Origin of the sequence: Streptomyces sp. NPDC101237 (genome assembly GCF_044767465.1) — a bacterium.
Lineage (GTDB): Bacteria > Actinomycetota > Actinomycetes > Streptomycetales > Streptomycetaceae > Streptomyces > Streptomyces gramineus.
Window position 1 is genome coordinate 494,607 of the sequence record NZ_JBIWNY010000002.1, and the last position, 14,936, is coordinate 509,542.

The 14,936-nt window shown below is 70.7% G+C and carries 13 protein-coding genes; 8 read left to right on the forward strand and 5 right to left on the reverse strand.

Annotated features, from left to right (window positions below; translation table 11 throughout):
• Nucleotides 1–63: 63 nt before the first annotated feature.
• Nucleotides 64–846, reverse strand: coding sequence for a hypothetical protein (locus ACIRQ9_RS05345; RefSeq protein WP_404167328.1), 783 nt, complete (start codon nt 844–846; stop codon nt 64–66).
• Nucleotides 847–887: 41 nt separating this feature from the next.
• Entirely contained in the window at nt 888–1,193 is a 306-nt protein-coding gene (locus tag ACIRQ9_RS05350; RefSeq protein ID WP_404167330.1) for a hypothetical protein, read from the reverse strand.
• A 109-nt stretch (nt 1,194–1,302) separates the two neighbouring features.
• Between ACIRQ9_RS05350 and ACIRQ9_RS05355 the strand changes: the two genes are divergently transcribed.
• The 5 genes from ACIRQ9_RS05355 (at nt 1,303) to ACIRQ9_RS05375 (ending at nt 9,078) form a co-directional block, all read left to right on the forward strand.
• The gene (locus ACIRQ9_RS05355) at nt 1,303–1,647 is read left to right on the forward strand and encodes a hypothetical protein (protein ID WP_404167332.1); all 345 of its coding nucleotides are present in this window, start codon (nt 1,303–1,305) and stop codon (nt 1,645–1,647) included.
• A 222-nt stretch (nt 1,648–1,869) separates the two neighbouring features.
• Complete coding sequence (locus ACIRQ9_RS05360; RefSeq protein WP_404167334.1) at nt 1,870–3,117, forward strand: Ig-like domain-containing protein; 1,248 nt, start codon at nt 1,870–1,872, stop codon at nt 3,115–3,117.
• 136 nt (nt 3,118–3,253) lie between these two features.
• On the forward strand, nt 3,254–4,732 hold the full coding sequence (locus ACIRQ9_RS05365; RefSeq protein WP_404167336.1) for an ABC transporter permease: 1,479 nt from the start codon (nt 3,254–3,256) through the stop codon (nt 4,730–4,732).
• Nucleotides 4,733–4,834: 102 nt separating this feature from the next.
• Nucleotides 4,835–5,518, forward strand: coding sequence for an ABC transporter ATP-binding protein (locus ACIRQ9_RS05370; RefSeq protein WP_404167338.1), 684 nt, complete (start codon nt 4,835–4,837; stop codon nt 5,516–5,518).
• Between the two features lie 245 nt (nt 5,519–5,763).
• Nucleotides 5,764–9,078, forward strand: coding sequence for a S8 family peptidase (locus tag ACIRQ9_RS05375; RefSeq protein WP_404167340.1), 3,315 nt, complete (start codon nt 5,764–5,766; stop codon nt 9,076–9,078).
• An 84-nt stretch (nt 9,079–9,162) separates the two neighbouring features.
• On the opposite strand, the gene ACIRQ9_RS05380 is transcribed toward ACIRQ9_RS05375, so the two are convergent.
• Nucleotides 9,163–10,056 carry a helix-turn-helix domain-containing protein gene (locus ACIRQ9_RS05380; protein ID WP_404167342.1) on the reverse strand — a complete coding sequence of 298 codons (894 nt, stop codon included), beginning with the start codon at nt 10,054–10,056 and terminating at the stop codon, nt 9,163–9,165.
• Between the two features lie 171 nt (nt 10,057–10,227).
• Here ACIRQ9_RS05380 and ACIRQ9_RS05385 point away from each other — a divergent pair, with 171 nt between their 5' ends.
• Together ACIRQ9_RS05385 and ACIRQ9_RS05390 are read left to right on the forward strand one after the other, a co-directional pair.
• A complete protein-coding gene (locus ACIRQ9_RS05385) occupies nt 10,228–11,271 on the forward strand; it encodes an NAD(P)-dependent alcohol dehydrogenase (protein ID WP_404167344.1) in 1,044 nt (347 codons plus the stop codon).
• Between the two features lie 194 nt (nt 11,272–11,465).
• The gene (locus tag ACIRQ9_RS05390; protein WP_404167346.1) at nt 11,466–11,849 is read left to right on the forward strand and encodes a VOC family protein; all 384 of its coding nucleotides are present in this window, start codon (nt 11,466–11,468) and stop codon (nt 11,847–11,849) included.
• Nucleotides 11,850–11,870: 21 nt separating this feature from the next.
• Here ACIRQ9_RS05390 and ACIRQ9_RS05395 read toward each other — a convergent pair whose 3' ends face one another.
• The gene (locus tag ACIRQ9_RS05395; RefSeq protein ID WP_404167348.1) at nt 11,871–12,977 is read right to left on the reverse strand and encodes a serine hydrolase domain-containing protein; all 1,107 of its coding nucleotides are present in this window, start codon (nt 12,975–12,977) and stop codon (nt 11,871–11,873) included.
• A gap of 311 nt (nt 12,978–13,288) precedes the next feature.
• Between ACIRQ9_RS05395 and msrA the strand changes: the two genes are divergently transcribed.
• Nucleotides 13,289–13,801 carry a peptide-methionine (S)-S-oxide reductase MsrA gene (msrA, locus tag ACIRQ9_RS05400; protein WP_351318649.1) on the forward strand — a complete coding sequence of 171 codons (513 nt, stop codon included), beginning with the start codon at nt 13,289–13,291 and terminating at the stop codon, nt 13,799–13,801.
• Nucleotides 13,802–14,118: 317 nt separating this feature from the next.
• On the opposite strand, the gene ACIRQ9_RS05405 is transcribed toward msrA, so the two are convergent.
• Nucleotides 14,119–14,910, reverse strand: coding sequence for a hypothetical protein (locus ACIRQ9_RS05405; protein WP_404167351.1), 792 nt, complete (start codon nt 14,908–14,910; stop codon nt 14,119–14,121).
• Nucleotides 14,911–14,936 lie beyond the last annotated feature (26 nt).

Sequence of the window (14,936 nt, forward strand, 5' to 3'; positions counted from 1 at the left end):
GCTCCCGCGCACACCCCTGGTTCCTCGCCGCGGCCCTTCCCGAAGGGCCGCGGCGAGCCGTGCTCACTTCAGCTTCGCCGCCTGGGCCTTGACCACCGCCGGCGGGACCGCGTACGTCTTCCCGCCCATCATCGCGCCGATGTTCATCGTGAAGTACGTCGCGAGCGTGTTGCCGTGCCGCACCACCTCTGCGTGCAGCGGGCCCTTGTCGCCGTCCATGTCGGTGACCGCGGTGAACGCCACCGCCTCGTCACCGGTGCCGGTGGGCTCGGTGGCCGTGACCTTCGTGACCTTCTGCTCGTCACCGGTGGAGCCGCCCGTGAAGCCGGCCGCGCAGTCCTCGACGGCCGCCGAGAGGTCCTTCATGGCCTGCCGCGCGCCGTTCCCGTCGTACGACGACAGGTCCAGGGACGTGACGTCCAGGTTCAGCGAGTCCTTGATCGCGGCCTCGAACTTCCCGTCGGCCATGGTGTCGAGCGAGGTCGCGTCGTCGGTCGGGTCCTTCTTGTCCTGGCGGACCGTGCGGCCGATCTCCGCCCCCGCGGCGGCCGGCGCGAGGCCGGTGAGGACGTAGGCCAGCGGACGGCACTTCTCGTCGCTCGTCCTGATCCTGCTCCGGTTCGGCGCGGCCGCCCCGACCGCGTTGACCTTGTAGCCGTCCACCTCGCCCTGCGCGAGGATCCGCTGCTTCAACTCCGCCACGCTCAGGGCCTTTGCGCCGGCGGCCGGACCGGCGGCCGTGGCCGGATCCTTCGAACCCCCGTCGGAGCAGCCCGTGATGAGGGCGAGGGACAGCACGCCGCCGACGGCGAGGGCGCACATCCGCACGCCCGATGATCTCTTCATGACAGGACTGTGGGTCCCGGGTCAAGGGCCGGTCAAGTCCTTTAAAATTCCAGCCGTTCCCGGCGCACCGAATACACCACGAACCCCGCGCCGACCGCGAGGAAGAGGGTGCCGCCGATGACGTACGGCGTGGTGTCCGGGCTTCCGGTGTCGGCGAGCTGCCCGGTGTCCCCGGTCGCCTCGGTCAGCGCCCGGGCCTGCTGGGTGACGCGCGCCGCCGTCCCCTCCGACGTGCCGGTTCTCGCCGGGGTGTTCTGCGACGCGTTGGCGGACGGGACGAACCACAGCGCGCACAGGAGGGTGCCTGCGGCGGTGGCGGTCAGCAACGGGCGGCGAGCGGATGACACGGAATATCGATCCCCTTGTGACGCTGGCGAATTGGCCGTGTGAGGCGATGTTAGTGAAAATCGCGGGTCACGGGAAAGTCACGGGAGGTTTCGGCCGTACGCTCCCGGCATGAGCACTCCAGAGACATCACGTTTTGTGCGCCTTCGCGTGGAGCTGGTCCTCGAGGTCGAGGACGCCGACGAGGTCACGAAGGCCGCACTGCAGCGGATCGCCGGGGATCCCGAGCTGCCCGGCGAGGAGCGTGCGCACGCCGAGACCGCTGTGACGGAGGACACCGCCGAGGCCCTCGCCCATCTCGTCGACCCGTTCGACCTGGTCGGAGAGGTGCCCGGCATCGAACTCCAGCAGGCCTCCTGGTCCAGCGAGTACGTCTCCTACGACCCTGATTCGCCGGACTGGGACCTCGACGGGGATGATGGCCTGGACGACGACGAAGAGGACCGCATCGGCTGAGCGTTCCGGGGAACCAGTGACCCCGGACGGCAACCGCCGTCCGGGGTCTCGTCGTCCTGACAGTGCACGGACCGGCCCCCGCCGCACCGCCCGCCTTGGCGGACGTGGTGTGCCCCACACCTGCCTGGCATGTGGAACGGGACCAAGCGGCCGTAGCGTTGAAGGTTCTTGACGGGGGCTTCCGGTGTGTTCGCGTACTCGGCAACGATGGAGAAGCGTGTGATGACGGACAGTAAGCGGCGCAGGGGCCTGATGGCCGCGTCCGCTCTGCTCGGCGGTGTGCTGGTGCTCACGACGTGTTCCGGCGGCGACGACAAGGCGTCCGGCGGCGGCGAGAGCTCGCAGGCGGCCCAGTCGGACCAGGCGGCGGCGAAGAAGTCGTCCAAGGCCGACATCGCGATCACGCCCAAGGACGGTTCGGACAACGCGTCGATCAACAACTCCGCCGCCGTCACCGTGAGCAAGGGCACGCTCACCAGCGTGACCATGACCACCGCCGACGGCACCGCGGTCGCGGGCGCCCTGTCCGCCGACAAGACGACCTGGAAGCCCTCCGTCCAGCTGGAGCGGTCCACGACCTACAAGGTCGCCGCCGAGGCCAAGGACTCCGCCGGTCTGGTCGCCCACGAGAACGCGTCCTTCACCACGGTCTCCCCGGCCAACAGCTTCATAGGCAGCTTCACGCCGGAGGACGGCTCGACCGTCGGCGTCGGTATGCCCGTATCGATCAACTTCGACAAGCAGATCACCGACAAGGCCGCCGTCCAGAAGGGCATCACGGTCACCTCCAGCAGCGGCCAGGAGGTCGCCTGCCACTGGTTCTCCACCCAGCGCATGGACTGCCGTCCCGACGACTACTGGAAGGAGAACTCCACCGTCACGCTGAAGCTGGCCCTCGACGGTGTGCAGGGCGCCTCCGGTGTCTACGGCGTCCAGCAGAAGACGGTCACCTTCCACATAGGCCGCAACCAGGTCTCCTACGTCGACGCCAAGACGAAGGAGATGCGGGTCACCCAGGACGGCAAGACCGTCAAGACCATTCCGATCTCGGCGGGTTCGCCCGAGCACAAGACGTACAACGGCGTCATGGTGATGTCCGAGAAGTTCAAGGAGACGCGCATGAACGGCGCGACCGTGGGCTTCACCGACAGCGACGGCAAGGGCGAGTACGACATCAAGGACGTGCCGCACGCCATCCGCCTCACCAGCTCCGGCACCTTCCTGCACGGCAACTACTGGGGCGCGAAGTCCGTCTTCGGTTCCGTGAACACCAGCCACGGCTGCGTCGGCCTGTCCGACACCAAGGGCGCCGACGACACCAGCACCCCGGCCTACTGGATGTACAGCCACTCGATCGTCGGTGACGTGGTGGTCATCTCCAACACCGGCGACAAGACGGTCTCCCCCGACAACGGCCTCAACGGCTGGAACCTCGACTGGTCGGCCTGGAAGGCCGGTTCGGCCGTCTGACGCACAGCCGCCGCACAGCACCGCCGATGCCGCCCCCAGGGGCGGCATCGGCATTTCCGGGCCCGGCCACAGCCTTCTCATGCTTCTCTTATTTCGGCCTTATCGAGCCATCACGGTGCGTCCCTACCTTGCCGTCATGTTCTTCACCTACCTGAGGCGCGAACTGCGCCGCCGCAGAAAGGCGGCTCTCGTCGTCGCCTCCGGCCTCGCGCTCGGCATCGCACTGGTCATCGTGGTCAACTCCGTGTCCAACGGCATGGGGAAGGCGCAGGACAAGGTCCTCCAGTCGCTGTACGGCCTGGGTACGGACATGACCGTCACCAAGGCCGCCTCGGCCTCCACGAGCGCCTCCCAGCGCCCCCGCTTCAACTTCGACGCGCAGAACAACGGCTCGTCGGACACGCAGAGCAGCGACCGCGTCATGGTGCAGGGCTTCACCACCCTCGCCTCCAGCACCGTCACCAAGGTCGGCGACCAGAAGGGCGTCGCGACCGCGGTCGGCGGCCTGAACCTCAACGTGGTCAAGATCAGCGGCCAGTTCACCCGCGGCCAGTTCCAGCAGAACCAGGGCTCCGGCGGCAACGGCGGCGGCTTCTCCCGCGGCGGCGGCCAGCCGCAGGGCGAGGTCCGCGGCGGTGGCGCGAACTTCGACGTCAACGCGTACACGGTCTACGGCACCGACGTGACGCAGACCGAGGTCGGCCCGCTGACCTCGTCGAAGATCACCAGTGGCCGTACCTTCAAGGCGACCGAGACCGACGCCAAGGTGCTCGTCGCCGACTCGGCGTACGCCAAGGAGAAGAAGTACAAGGTCGGTTCGACCGTCACCGTCAACAAGGTCAAGTACACGATCATCGGCATCGCGACCGCCGACAGCGGTGACGCGGCGGCCAACCTGTACATGCCGCTGAAGCAGGCGCAGACGCTGGCCGACGAGAAGGACAAGGTCACCACGATCTACGTCAAGGCGACCGACTCCCAGCAGATCTCGGCCGTCAAGTCGACCATCCAGAAGAACGTCACGGGTACGACGGTCACCACCTCCGCCGACCTCGCGGACACCGTCTCCGGTTCCCTGTCCACGGCGTCCTCGCTCGCCTCCAACGTCGGCAAGTGGCTGTCCGTCGCGGTGCTCGTGGCCGCGTTCCTGGTCGCCGGTCTGCTGACCTCCTCGGCGGTCTCCCGCCGGGTCCGCGAGTTCGGCACGCTGAAGGCGCTGGGCTGGAAGTCCCGCCGGGTCACCGGACAGGTCGTCGGCGAGGCCATGGTCAACGGCCTGGTCGGCGGCGCGCTCGGTATCGCGCTCGGTCTCGCGGGCGCCTACGTCGTCACCGCGATGAGCCCGACGCTGGACGCCTCGCTCGGCGGTGGCGGCGGCGGCGCGGGCCGCGCTACCGGCGGTGGCGGTTTCGGCGGCGGCGGTGGCGGCTTCGGCGGCGGTCCCGGCCGCCAGACCGCCAAGACCCTGGAGGTCGCCCTGACGGCACCCGTCAGCGTGACGACGATCGCGGTGGCGGTCGGCCTCGCGGTGGCCGGCGGCCTGATCGCGGGCGCGTTCGGCGGCTGGCGGGCGTCGAGGCTGCGGCCCGCGGACGCGCTGCGCCGGGTCGAGTAGGAGACGTCGTCCCGCAAGGGTCGCGGGGAACCGCGCGACCAGCCCCCACCGGCCCGCGGCCGGCACCGCACCGCCCCACCCCGAACCCTCCCAGGAGCCACCATGTACGAACTCAGAGACGTCACCAAGCTCTACTCCCGCGGCAAGGACACCGTCCGCGCCCTCGACGGCGTCGGCCTCGCCATCGCGGACGGCGACCGCCTGGTCATCCAGGGCCCCACCGGCGGCGGCAAGTCCACGCTCCTGCAGATGCTCGGCGGCCTGGACCGGCCGACCTCCGGCGAGGTCGTCCTGGACGGCACCGACCTGGCCAGGCTCTCCGAGACCAGGCTGACCCGGGTCCGCAGCGAGAACATCGGGTTTGTGTTCCAGTCGTTCAACCTGATCCCGACGCTCACCGCCCAGGAGAACGTCGAGACCGCCCTCGTCCCGCTCGGCGTCAAGGCCAGGGAGCGCCGCGAGCGGGCCGCCGAGGCGCTGACCTCGGTCGGCCTCGGCGAGCGCCTCGGGCACCTGCCCTCCGAGATGTCCGGCGGCCAGCAGCAGCGCGTCGCCATCGCCCGGGCCCTGGTCAAGCAGCCCAAGGTGCTGCTCGCCGACGAGCCCACCGGCAACCTCGACGAGGGCATGCGCGACGAGATCATGGACGTGCTGGAGCGCATGTGGAAGGAGCACGGGCTGACCTTCATCATGGTCACCCACGACTCCGCGATCGCGAGGAAGGCCCCGCGGGTGGCGACCATCCGCAAGGGCAAGATCACCGTCAAGGAGAACGCGGGCGCGTGAGGTGCGTCACGGAGCAGTCGCGTGTAGCACCGAACTCCCCCGCATGACCGCGCAGTTGCGTAACAGTGTCCGCCACGGCGGGTAACACTTCCCCGGTCCCTCTCTTACCGGCCTCTCATCTATTGAGCCCGCTGATCACCCCCCGGCATACTCCGTGTTCCGGGGGGTTGGCGTACGTGCGTACGAGGCTTCCCTCGGCCGGGTGAACGGGGAGTTCGCCCAGGACACCGTCTCCAGGGGGAGTCTTGCGCAGACAACTGAAAAGGGCTGCCGCGGCCACGGTGGCCACGGCGGCGGCCGTCGCCCTCGCCGCGGGCATGACCAGCCCGGCGTCGGCGAAGCCGGAACAGCGCACCCCGGCCGCCGCCGCGGCGGCCTCGGTCGCCGGCAGGCACCACGTCACCCTGATCACCGGTGACCGCGTCACCCTCGACACCAAGGGCCGGGTCGTCGGCCTGGAACGGGCCGCGGGACGCGCGCACATACCCTTCCAGATCCGCAAGGCCGGCGGGCACACCCTCGTCGTCCCCGGTGACGCCCTGCGGCTGGTCGCCTCCGGCACGCTGGACCGGCGGCTCTTCGACGTCACCGAGCTGGACAAGGCAGCGACCCGCAAGGCGCAGCGGGGCGGCCTGAAGGTCATCGTCGGCTACCGGGGCGCCGCCGGCACCGCGAGGGCCGAGGTCCGTGACGCCGGCACCCTGCGGCACAGCCTGCGCACGCTCAACGCGGACGCCGTGCAGACCCCGGTCAAGGACGCGCCGGAGCTGTGGGACGCCGTCACCGACGGGGGCAGGGCCGCCTCCGGCATCGCCCACGTCTGGCTCGACGGGGTCCGCAAGGCCAGCCTCGACAAGTCCGTGCCGCAGATCGGCGCCCCCAAGGCCTGGGCGGCGGGGTACAACGGCAAGGGCGTCAAGATCGCCGTCCTGGACACCGGTGTGGACACGACCCACCCGGACCTCAAGGACCAGGTGATCGAGTCCAGGAACTTCACCACCGCAGCCGACGCCTCGGACCACTTCGGCCACGGCACGCACGTCGCGTCCATCGCGGCGGGCACCGGCGCCAAGTCGCACGGCAAGTACACCGGCGTCGCGCCCGGCGCGAAGATCCTCAACGGCAAGGTCCTGGACGACACCGGCTCCGGCGACGACTCCGGCATCCTGGCCGGCATGGAGTGGGCCGCGGCCCAGGGCGCCGACGTCGTCAACCTCAGCCTGGGCGGCTACGACACCCCGCAGATCGACCCGCTGGAAGCCGAGGTGAACAAGCTCTCCGCGGAGAAGGGCATCCTGTTCGCGATCGCCGCGGGCAACGAGGGCCCCGAGTCGATCGGTTCACCGGGCAGCGCGGCCGCCGCGCTCACCGTCGGCGCCGTCGACGGCGCCGACCGGCTCGCCGACTTCTCCTCCACCGGCCCCAGCGCCGAGGGCACCATCAAGCCGGACGTCACCGCACCCGGCGTCGACATCACCGCGGCCGCCGCCAAGGGCAGCGTCATCGACCAGGAGGTCGGCGAGAACCCGCCCGGCTACCTGACCATCTCGGGCACGTCGATGGCGACCCCGCACGTCGCCGGCGCCGCCGCGATCCTCAAGCAGGAGCACCCCGACTGGGGCTACCAGCAGCTCAAGGCCGCGCTGACCGGCTCCGCCAAGGGCGGCAGGTACACGCCGTTCGAGCAGGGCGCGGGCCGGATCCAGGTCGACCGGGCCATCAAGCAGACCGTGGTCGCCGACCCGGTGTCGGTCGACTTCGGTGTCCAGCAGTGGCCGCACACCGACGACACCCCGGTCACCAAGCAGCTCACCTACCGCAACCTCGGCACCAAGGACGTCACGCTCAGCCTCTCGGCGAGCGCCACCGGCCCGCGGGGCGCGGCGGCCCCGGCCGGATTCCTCAAGCTGGGCGCGACCAAGGTGACCGTCCCGGCCGGCGGCACGGCCGCCGTCGGCGTCACGGTCGACACCCGGCTGGGCGGCACCCTCGACGGCGCCTACTCGGCCTACGTCACGGCCACCGGCGACGGCCAGAGCGTCCGGACGGCGGCCGCGGTCCAGCGTGAGGTGCAGTCGTACAGCGTCACCGTCAAGCACATCGGGCGCGACGGCGCCCCGGCCGGTGTCTACAGCACCGACCTGGTGGGCTCCTCGGGTCTCGCCGAGGGCCGTGACTACGCGGTGCCCGCCGACAACTCCGGGACCGTCACGATCCGGGTGCCCAAGGGCACCTACCTGCTCGACGCCCTGATCGCCAAGGACCTCACCACCTTCGACGGCGGCGTCGACTGGCTGGTCCAGCCGAAGCTCAGCGTCACCCGGGACCTCACACTCACCCTCGACGCCCGGACCACCAAGGCCGCCGACATCACCGTGCCTGACCCGCGGGCCAAGCCCGGCTTCGCGACGGTCGACTACATGTACGACCCGGTGGGTGTCGGGTTCGGAATCGGCTTCGACACCTTCGACAAGATCCGGATGGCGCCGCTGGGCGGCGAGGTCGCGAGCGGCCTCTTCCAGACCTGGAGCGGCCAGTTCACCAAGGGCGCCGGCGAGGAGTACGACGTCGCCACCACCGCCCAGGTCAAGAGGATCCAGGGCGACAAGGTCCGGCACTTCAAGGCCGGCGAGCTCGCCACGGTGGTGAACAGCCTCGGCGCCGCCGCCCCCGGCAAGACCGGCGCGGTCAGCCCGTGGGGCATCATCGGCGAGGACATGGTGATGGGCGGCTACACCGAGCAGAAGCTGCCCGGCAGCCGCACCGTCCACGTCTCCACCGTCGACGGCGCCCAGTGGGGCTTCGACTTCGGCCAGTTCAGCGGCCACGACGCCCAGGGACTGCCGGTCGCCGACGCCTTCTACAGCAGCGACCCCCAGCGGTACGAGGCCGGCAAGAGCTATCGGAACACCTTCAACAGGGCGGTCTTCGGCCCGCACCTGGACAGCATGTACGGCCTGTACCGCGACGGGAACCAGATCTCGGGCGTCGTCCCGCTGTTCTCCGACAGCGGCAAGCACGCCGGTTCCTCCGACTTCCTGTCGGTGAACACCACCCTGTACCGCAACGGCGCCAAGGTTGGCTCCAACAAGGACCCGCTGTTCGGCGACGGCGTCTTCACCGTGCCGTCCGCCGACGCCGAGTACCGGCTGACCACCTCGGTGATCCGCTCGGTCAAGGTCGCCGCCGCCTCCACGCGGATCGACGCGAGCTGGACCTTCCGCTCCAAGAAGCCGACCGGCCTCGGCCCGGTCCGGCTCCCGGCGTCGACCGCGCGCTTCGGCGCCGCCACCGGCTCGGACAGCCGCGTCGAGGCCGGCCGGACGGTCTCCTTCCCGGTCACCGTCGAGGGCGCGGCCGCCGGCCGCAACCTGAAGTCCCTCTCGGTCTACGTGTCGTACGACTACGGCAAGACCTGGAAGAAGCTGACGGTCACCCACGGCAGGATCACCGTCAAGAACCCGGCGAAGGGCAAGGCGATCTCGTTCCACGCCAAGATCGCCGACAAGAAGGGCAACAAGTCCACGATCTCGGTCTACAACGCGTACTACGCCAAGTGAGCCGCGACCGCTGAACACCCGCACGCGGAACGGCCCGCCGGAAGCAGTGCTTCCGGCGGGCCGTTCGCGCACCCCGGGACGGGCTCAGGGCATGGCGACGCGGGTCGCGTCCGTGCCCCAGCTGGCCAGCAGCCGCAGCGCCTGCGCCGACGCGGAGCCCGGCTCCGCGTGGTACGTGACCAGCGCCTGGTCCGGGTCGTCCGGAATCCGGAACGACTCGTAGCTGAGGGACAGCTCACCCACCAGCGGATGGTGCAGGTGCTTCAGGCCGTGGCTCTTCTCCTTGACGTCGTGCGTCGCCCACAGCCGCCGGAACTCCTCGCTCTTCACCGACAGCTCGCCGACCAGCGCCGAGAGCCGGGTGTCGTCGGGAAAACAGCCCGCGTCCATGCGCAGCAGACAGACGATGTCGATCGCCTTCTGCTCCCACTCGACGAAGAGATCCCGGTACTCGGGCCGCAGAAACACCAGCCGCGCCCAGTTGCGCTCCGCGACCGGCAGCTCCGACCAGTCACCGAAGACCGCGGCCGCCATCCCGTTCCACGCCAGGATGTCCGAGCGCCGACCGCCGATGTACGCCGGCACGCCCTCCATCGCCTCCAGCAGCTGCCCCAGCGCGGGCCGCACCTGCTGCGGCCGCGCCGACGTCCGCTTCTTGTGCTGCTTGCCCTTGGCCAGGTGCATGAGGTGCGCGTGCTCGGCGTCGGTCAGCCGCAGCGCCCGCGCGATCGCGTCCAGCACCTCCGCCGACACGTTCCGCCCGTTGCCCTGCTCCAGGCGCGTGTAGTACGCCACCGACACCCCGGCCAGCTGCGCCAGCTCCTCGCGGCGCAGCCCCGGCACCCTGCGGTGCCGCCCGAAGTCCGGCAGCCCCACGTCGCCGGGGAGCAGCCTGGCCCGCCGGGTGCGCAGGAATTCGCTGAGCTCGGCACGCCGGTCCAGGGGCGCGGAGGGGGAGGTCGGGGGCAGCTCTTCCATACGTCCAGTATTCACGGTCGTACGCACGCGAACCTGACCCCGCCAGTGGTAGGCACGGCGGACGTACGCAGAGGCGGGGGCTGGGTGGCGGACGTAGCGTGGAGGACGCTGGACGCGTGCCCGGGGAAGAAGGCGACCGGGTACGACCACACCGCTAGGAGAACCTCCCTCATGACCACTGTTGCTGCTTACGCCGCGCCCGCCGCGAAGGCTCCGCTGGAGCGGACCATGATCGAGCGGCGCGCGGTCGGTGAATTCGACGTCCTCATCGACATCGAGTTCGCCGGTATCTGTCACTCCGACATCCACCAGGCCCGCGAGGGCTGGGGTACGGCGATCTTCCCGATGGTGCCCGGTCACGAGATCGCGGGCGTCGTCTCCGAGGTCGGCACGGGTGTCACGCGGTACGCGGTGGGGGACCGCGTGGGCGTCGGCTGCATGGTCGACTCCTGCCGTGAGTGCGACAACTGCAAGGCCGGTCTCCAGCAGTACTGCACCGGCGGCGGCCCGACCTTCACGTACAACGGCGTCGGCAAGGACGGGCAGCCGACCTACGGCGGCTACTCGCAGAAGGTCGTCGTCGACGAGAACTACGTCGTCCGCATCCCGGACGGCCTCTCCCTCGACGTCGCCGCTCCGCTGCTGTGCGCCGGCATCACCACCTACTCGCCGCTGAAGCACTGGAACGCCGGCCCCGGCAAGAAGGTCGCCGTGGTGGGGCTCGGCGGTCTCGGGCACATGGGCGTCAAGATCGCCGCCGCTCTCGGCGCGGAGGTCACCGTCCTGTCCCAGTCGCTGCGCAAGAAGGACGACGGCCTGAAGCTGGGCGCCAGCGACTACCGGGCGACCAGCGACCCGAAGACCTTCGAGGACCTCAAGGGCACGTTCGACATCATCCTGAACACGGTGTCGGCGCCGCTCGACTTCGCCGCGTACCTGTCGCTGCTGCGCACCGACGGCGCGATGGTGAACGTCGGCATCCCGGAGGAGCCGGTGCACATCCTGCTCTCCTCCGTCTTCGGAAACCGCCGCTCCCTCACCAGCTCCGGCATCGGAGGCATCCAGGAGACCCAGGAGATGCTGGACTTCTGCGCCGAGCACCAGCTGGGCGCGGAGATCGAACTGATCGACGCGAACCAGATCAACGAGGCCTACGAGCGGGTCCTCAACAGCGACGTCCGCTACCGCTTCGTGATCGACACGGCCACCATCTGAGTCACCCCCGCCGCCTCCGGCCGAACAGCCGGAGCGGACAGGGGCCGCCGACCCGGTGGGCGTACGCACCCCGGGACCTCCAGCGGAGGTCCCGGGGTGCGGGTCACCAGGCCGGTGGCCGCCGGTGGCCCGCGCTGAGACAACGCCTGCCTCGGACGGTGCCGGGCGTACGTTGGACAGGAGGAGGTCCCACGATGACCGTGAACCTGAACCACACCATCGTCGCCGCCCACGACAGCCACGCGTCGGCGAGGTTCCTGGCCGACATCCTCGGTCTCCGCGTCAGCCCGGAGTACGGCCCGTTCGTCCCGGTCGCACTGCCCAACGGCGTGACCCTCGACTACATGGAGAGCGCCGGGGAGATCCCGCCGCAGCACTACGCCTTCCTGGTCTCCGAGGACGACTTCGACGAGATCTTCGGCCGCGTGCGGAACGCGGGCCTGGACTACTGGGCCGACCCGCACCACAGCAGGCCCGGCGAGATCAACACCAACGACGGCGGCCGCGGCACCTACTTCGACGACCCCAACGGCCACATCCTGGAGATCCTCACCCGCCCCTACGGCAGCGGCGGCTGACCCGGCGCCCCGCCCACCGCGTCACCCCCGCAGGCCCTTGATCCCGTCCTGCGCGGCCATCACCAGCTCGACCGCACGGTTGTCGGACGCCGGCTCACGCATCTGGTTCGTCACGTAGGCGATCGCCATCCGCTCGTCCGGGTCGACCCAGACCAGCGCGCCGCCCCAGCCGCCCCAGCCGAGGGAGCTGCCGAACAGGCCGTAGCCCAGGCCGTACCGGGAGGGCATGCCGAGGATCCGGTCGACACCGTCGAACTGCACCTCCCGGGCCCGCGCGCACCCCTGCGGCGACAGCACCCGCGCCCCGCCGACCGTCCCGCCGCAGGCGAGCACGGACTGCACGAGGGCGACCGAACGGGCGTTGCCGAACCCGCTGGCGGCGGGGATCTGGGCGCGCCGCCACGCGAGGGAATTGCCGTCCCGGACGCGCAGGACGGCGACACCGGGGCGGGTCGCGCCGCTGTCCCCGGCCCCGGCCGCGTAGTCCTCGTCCCGGCCCGGCGGCGGCACGGTGAGCGCCACCCTGCGGTCGTCCTCGGCACCCAGCCCGATGTGGAAGTCCGCGCCCAGCGGCCCGGCCACCTCGGCCGCGAAGAACTCGCCCACGCTCCGCCCGGTGATCCGGCGCACCACCTCACCGACCAGGAACCCCTGGGTCAGGGAGTGGTACCCGGCCGCCGTCCCCGGCTCCCACCGCGGAGCCTGCCCGGCGAGCCGCGCCGTGGCCGTCGTCCAGTCGTACAGCTCCGCCACCGGACCCTCCCAGTCGGGCAGCCCGGCGGTGTGCGAGAGCACGTGCCGCACCAGCACGCCCGCCTTGCCCGCCGCGGCGAACTCCGGCCAGTACCGGGCCACCGGCGCGTCGGGATCCAGCTCACCCCGGTCGATCAGGACGAGCGCGCACAGGGCCGTCATCGTCTTGGTCACGGAGAACACGTTGACGATCGTGTCCCGCTCCCACGGCACGCCGCGGGCCGCGTCGGCGAACCCGCCCCACGCGTCGACCACGGGCCGGCCGTCCACGAAGACGGCGACGGCACCTCCCGCGTCCCCCTCGTCCAGCAGCCCGGAGAGCATGGTGGGCACGGCGGTGAACAACTCGTCCCAGGAGCCTCGGATCTCGGCCATGAGAGCCATTGAGCCCGCGGCGCCCGGCGGACGCAACCCAATTCCCGGCGGCCTCCCGGCGGGGTTGGTGCGGGGCCCGCGGGGCGGCGGCCCGCCGGAGGCCCGGAGGCCCGGAGGGCAGGCGGGCAGGTGGGCAGGTGGGCAGGTGGTCGCGACCGGTGCGCGCCGTGCGCGGTCACCACCGGGCCCGTGCGGAGGGGACGCGGAATCGCCCGGGGTCCTCGCGTGTTGTGGGGAGTGGGCGCGGGAGGCCGCGATGTACGGGCCGAACAGCCCGAGTGACCGAGCTGAGAGAAATTGGAGGGTCCGTAATGGCTGGGCAGACGCAGAGGGCCGTGCTGGCGGGCGGATGCTTCTGGGGGATGCAGGACCTGATCCGCCGGCTTCCGGGCGTGACCGGGACCCGGGTCGGATACACCGGTGGGGACGTGCCGAACGCGACGTACCGCAACCACGGGACGCACGCGGAGGCCATCGAGATCCTCTTCGACCCGGAGAAGACCGACTACCGGGCGATCCTGGAGTTCTTCTTCCAGATCCACGACCCGAGCACCAAGAACCGCCAGGGCAACGACATCGGCCTCAGCTACCGCTCGGCGATCTACTACGTCGACGACGAGCAGAAGCGGATCGCCGAGGACACCATCGCGGACGTGGACGCGTCCGGACTGTGGCCGGGCAAGGTCGTCACCGAGGTCGAGCCGGTCGGCCCGTTCTGGGAGGCCGAGCCCGAGCACCAGGACTACCTGGAGCGCTACCCGGACGGCTACACCTGCCACTTCCCGCGCCCGGGCTGGCGCCTGCCGGCCCGCGCGGAGAGCTGACCACGACCGTCCCGCACCGGGGCCGGGGGCACGCGACACGCCCCCGGCCCCGGCCGCACGCCCCGGCGCTACGATCCCCACCGTGGCAGGCGGAGACGACGACACACGAAGGTCCGGAACGACCCGACGGCTCGGCCCGGACGGCGCCTGGCGGGCCGTCCTCCTGCTCGACGCGCTCCTGACCTGTTTCTTCGCCGTCCTGCCCGGCACATGGTCGACGCGCGATCAGATCGACCCGGCGGAACCGGGCCCGATCCTGCCCCAGCCGTCCGACACCTTGCTCGTCGGCGCGGTGGTCCTGCTGCTCGGGCCGCGTGTCAGGCCTTCAGCCGGGCCCGGTCGCCCATCACCACGACCGGGTGAAGGTGCGGATCGAGGGTGCGCAGCAGGGTCTTCATGCCGGACTCGGGAAGGGTGACGCAGGCGGACGTGCCGTCACCGTGGTCCAGGTGCAGCCATATGCCGCCGCCCTTCTCCACTCCCTGGGGACGGGTCCAGTCGAACGGCGGTACGCCCTTGAGCCGGTTGTAGTCGATGGCGATGACGTAGTCGAACTGGTGGGCGGTGTCCTCGTCCACGTCCTCGTCGATCATCGACGTGAAGGCGTTGTCGTCGTACCAGTAGCGCAGGTGGCTGCCCGGATCCTCCAGGGACCCTCCCGCGTCGGTCAGGGAGAAGACGCCGACGGGACTGCGGTCGTCGTCCAGGCGGTGCGCGGTCGTCCAGCCCGACCTGCCGTTGTGCGCGGGCCAACTGCCCTTGATCTTCCAGGAGTCGTTCTGCTTCTGGTAGAGCACGACGGTGCCCACGTCGGAGTCCCGGCCGTCGCCGTAGACGACCACGGCCTGCTGGGCCCGGGCCGGTACGCGCTTGGACATGAGGCTTCCGACGCCCGGCAGGGGCGGTGCCTTCTTCGGGGCGGGCGGGTGCGACGCGGACGGGATGTTGACACCCGGGGCGCCGACGTGACTGCTGTGGCCGCCCGGTCCGGCGCACGCCGCGGTCGCGGCCAGCACGACCGAGCAGGCGACGGCGGCGGATATGACATGACGTGCGCCACCGCGCCGCGCCGACGAAGAACAGGTGCGTATGAGAGTTGATGTCCGCATGACCGTGATCCTGTGGCGGGATGCCC

Excerpts from the sequence above, each read along its gene's own strand:
- ACIRQ9_RS05355 (WP_404167332.1), top strand. The coding sequence starts at position 1,303 with ATGAGCACTCCAGAGACATCACGTTTTGTGCGCCTTCGCGTGGAGCTG.
- ACIRQ9_RS05360 (WP_404167334.1), top strand. The coding sequence starts at position 1,870 with ATGACGGACAGTAAGCGGCGCAGGGGCCTGATGGCCGCGTCCGCTCTG.
- ACIRQ9_RS05385 (WP_404167344.1), top strand. The coding sequence starts at position 10,228 with ATGACCACTGTTGCTGCTTACGCCGCGCCCGCCGCGAAGGCTCCGCTG.
- ACIRQ9_RS05390 (WP_404167346.1), top strand. The coding sequence starts at position 11,466 with ATGACCGTGAACCTGAACCACACCATCGTCGCCGCCCACGACAGCCAC.
- ACIRQ9_RS05345 (WP_404167328.1), bottom strand. The coding sequence starts at position 846 with ATGAAGAGATCATCGGGCGTGCGGATGTGCGCCCTCGCCGTCGGCGGC.
- ACIRQ9_RS05380 (WP_404167342.1), bottom strand. The coding sequence starts at position 10,056 with ATGGAAGAGCTGCCCCCGACCTCCCCCTCCGCGCCCCTGGACCGGCGT.
- ACIRQ9_RS05405 (WP_404167351.1), bottom strand. The coding sequence starts at position 14,910 with ATGCGGACATCAACTCTCATACGCACCTGTTCTTCGTCGGCGCGGCGC.
- ACIRQ9_RS05365 (WP_404167336.1), top strand. The coding sequence starts at position 3,254 with ATGTTCTTCACCTACCTGAGGCGCGAACTGCGCCGCCGCAGAAAGGCG.
- ACIRQ9_RS05395 (WP_404167348.1), bottom strand. The coding sequence starts at position 12,977 with ATGGCCGAGATCCGAGGCTCCTGGGACGAGTTGTTCACCGCCGTGCCC.
- ACIRQ9_RS05370 (WP_404167338.1), top strand. The coding sequence starts at position 4,835 with ATGTACGAACTCAGAGACGTCACCAAGCTCTACTCCCGCGGCAAGGAC.
- msrA (WP_351318649.1), top strand. The coding sequence starts at position 13,289 with ATGGCTGGGCAGACGCAGAGGGCCGTGCTGGCGGGCGGATGCTTCTGG.